This is a genomic window from Bartonella sp. AP58NXGY (genome assembly GCF_042195785.1).
Taxonomy (GTDB): domain Bacteria; phylum Pseudomonadota; class Alphaproteobacteria; order Rhizobiales; family Rhizobiaceae; genus Bartonella.
The window spans coordinates 1-2,623 of the sequence record NZ_JBHIOY010000040.1; the positions used below are offsets into that span (position 1 = coordinate 1).

The 2,623-nt window shown below is 43.9% G+C and carries 3 protein-coding genes and 1 pseudogene; all 4 read left to right on the forward strand.

The features are described from left to right. Positions 1-177 (forward strand): annotated as a pseudogene (locus tag ACFINC_RS09085) (phage tail protein); the annotation flags it as partial. Continuing rightward, positions 174-428 carry a tail protein X gene (locus ACFINC_RS09090; RefSeq protein WP_375616999.1) on the forward strand — a complete coding sequence of 85 codons (255 nt, stop codon included), beginning with the start codon at positions 174-176 and terminating at the stop codon, positions 426-428. The pseudogene ACFINC_RS09085 and the gene ACFINC_RS09090, both read left to right, overlap by 4 nt. Beyond that, on the forward strand, positions 428-1,450 hold the full coding sequence (locus ACFINC_RS09095) for a phage late control D family protein (RefSeq protein WP_375617001.1): 1,023 nt from the start codon (positions 428-430) through the stop codon (positions 1,448-1,450). The genes ACFINC_RS09090 and ACFINC_RS09095 overlap by 1 nt, the downstream gene beginning before the upstream one ends. Beyond that, positions 1,407-2,623 (forward strand): replicative DNA helicase (locus ACFINC_RS09100; protein ID WP_375617000.1); only part of this gene is annotated, 1,217 nt, incomplete at its 3' end. The genes ACFINC_RS09095 and ACFINC_RS09100, both read left to right, overlap by 44 nt.

Here is a 2,623-nt window from a genome sequence, read left to right on the forward strand (position 1 = left end):
ATCACCAGTGTCACGAAAGATCACGACTATATTAGTCGCTCTGGTCAATCGGGGCGCATTCGCTATGCCATTAGCTTGTTACCGTTTTTCGATGGTGGAAAACCGCAAGGTCAATATCAGGTGGGACAATACCAAGAGGGATATGGTCAATATTCCCAAGGAGGAGAAACGCCATGAAAATACCAGAAAATCACCTCGTGGTAGAGCTAGAAGATATGAGTCTTGATCTGATCTGCTTTCACCATGCCATGGCTGTGTTAGGGGACCGTTCTCAAGTTGGGGGACTAAATGGCTATTTAGAAGCCACACTGGAAGCCAATCCAGAGATTGCCAAATATGGTGTGTTTTTACCGCGGGGCTTAAAGGTCATTCTGCCTGAATTTGTCAGCCAAGAAAAGAACAGCGTGGTGAAAAGGCTATGGGATTAATGCGCACGCATCCTTTTATTGAGGTGAGGGTGGGGGATAAGCTTGTCCATGAGGTTTTTTACCAGCGTCTTTTAACCGCAACCATTACGGACCATGCCGGCAATGAAGCCGATACATTTGAAGCAGAGTTTGATGATAGTGGTAATGATTTAGAGGTTCCCTCAAGCAACAGCACTCTGCAAGTGATTTTTGGCTATGAGAACAGCATCAGTGCCTTTATGGGGCGTTTTGTTGTCGAGTCGGTGGTGAGTATTGGGGGCAGTGATGGAGAGATTTTGCGCCTTTGTGGCAAAAGCGCCTCGATGCGTAAAGAACTCAAAGAACAAGCGAGTGAACATTTTGATCACAAAACTGTTGGTGAGATTGTTGAGACACTCGCCAAACGCCATGGCTATCAAGCAAAAGTCAGTCCACAATTTATCAAACAAACTCTTCCTTATGTGATTCGTACAGATCAATCGGCGGTTGATTTTTTAACCCGTCTTGCGGACCGCATGCAGGCGCGTTTTTTAATCAAAGACCATAAGTTTTTATTTTTAAGCGGGGATAATTTACCAGCACTCGACATCCATAAGCACGACTGTTCCAACTGGGAATTTACCCTAGAGCCACGTACGCAATATGGCACCATTGAAGCTTCTTATTTTGATCGCTCAAAAGGGCAGCAATGCCAAGTCAAACATCAGACAGGGTTTAGCGGTCCCGTGCGGCGTCTTCGCAGTTGTTATCCATGTCAAGAGGAAGCACGAGCTGCTGCTGCTTCCGAGTCGGATCGCTTATGTCGTGCTGTAGGCAGTGGCTCTTTGTCTCTTGAGGGACGCCCTGAAATCATGGCGGATCAACCTCTCATCCTTCAAGGGTTTCGTGGGCAAATCAATGGGCCATGGAAAGCTGCAACCGTCACCCACCGCTATGAAAAACAAAGCGGATACACAACAGAAATCACACTCGAGGCACCAAACAAGGGAAAAGAAAGCAATGAGAACACTGAACATGCTAAAAACAGAAAATCCAAGAGATAATTTTGCTTCTTCTTTTCGTCAACTTCCCCATAATATTGAAGCTGAACAGGCATTACTTGGAGCAATCCTGATTAATAATAATGCACTCGATCGCGTTTCAGACTTTCTCAAAGCAGAACATTTTTTTGAAACGCTACATCAAAAGATCTTTGAGATTGTCTTACAAATTATTCAAAAGGGTCATCTTGCAAACCCCATTACAATCAAGCCCTATATCCAAATGGAAGAAAAAATTGGAGATATTACTGTATACCAGTATGTTGTTCGCTTAGCCACAGAGGCAGTCACTATTATTAACACTGAAGATTATGGACGTGTCATTTACGATCTTTTTATCCGCCGGTCTTTGATTAATCTTGGCAATGAAGTTGCCAATACAGCCTTTGATGCTCCTGTCGAACTTACACCTTCCCAACAAATTGAAACGATTGAAAATCAGTTATTTGAGCTCGCCGAAAAAGGAAAATATGGAGGTGGGTTTGAAAACTTTGATACAGCCATTGCAAAAGCACTTAACATGGCAAGCGCTGCAAAAAAGCGTTCCTCACAGCTTTCTGGGATAGCTACCCATATCAAAACCCTTGATGAGAAAATGGGGGGGCTACAGCCATCCGATTTGATTATCCTTGCAGGGCGCCCTGCTATGGGGAAAACCTCTCTGGCGACCAATATTGCTTTTAATATTGCCAATGCTTGCAAGCGTCGTGATAACAGCCAAGAAAATGAAGGGGGCATTGTAGGTTTCTTCTCACTTGAGATGTCAACAGAACAGCTTGCAACTCGTATTATCTCAGAACAAATAAAGGTTTCTTCTTCTGATATGCGCCGTGGTAATATCTCAGAAGAGCAATTTACCAACATCATTTACGCAATGCGTTCCTTACAAACAATCCCTCTTTATATTGATCAAACGGGGGGTGTATCCCTTGCACAATTGGCCGCCCGTGCAAGGCGTCTGAAACGACAACATGGTCTAGATGTCTTGATTATCGATTATATCCAACTCATGACAAGCGGTTCAAAGCGTTCATTAGAAAACCGCGTTCAAGAAATTACAGCCATTACCACCGGATTAAAAGCACTTGCAAAAGAACTCAATATTCCCATCATTGCTCTGTCACAACTTTCACGTCAAGTTGAAAACCGAACCGATAAACGTCCACAACTCTCCGA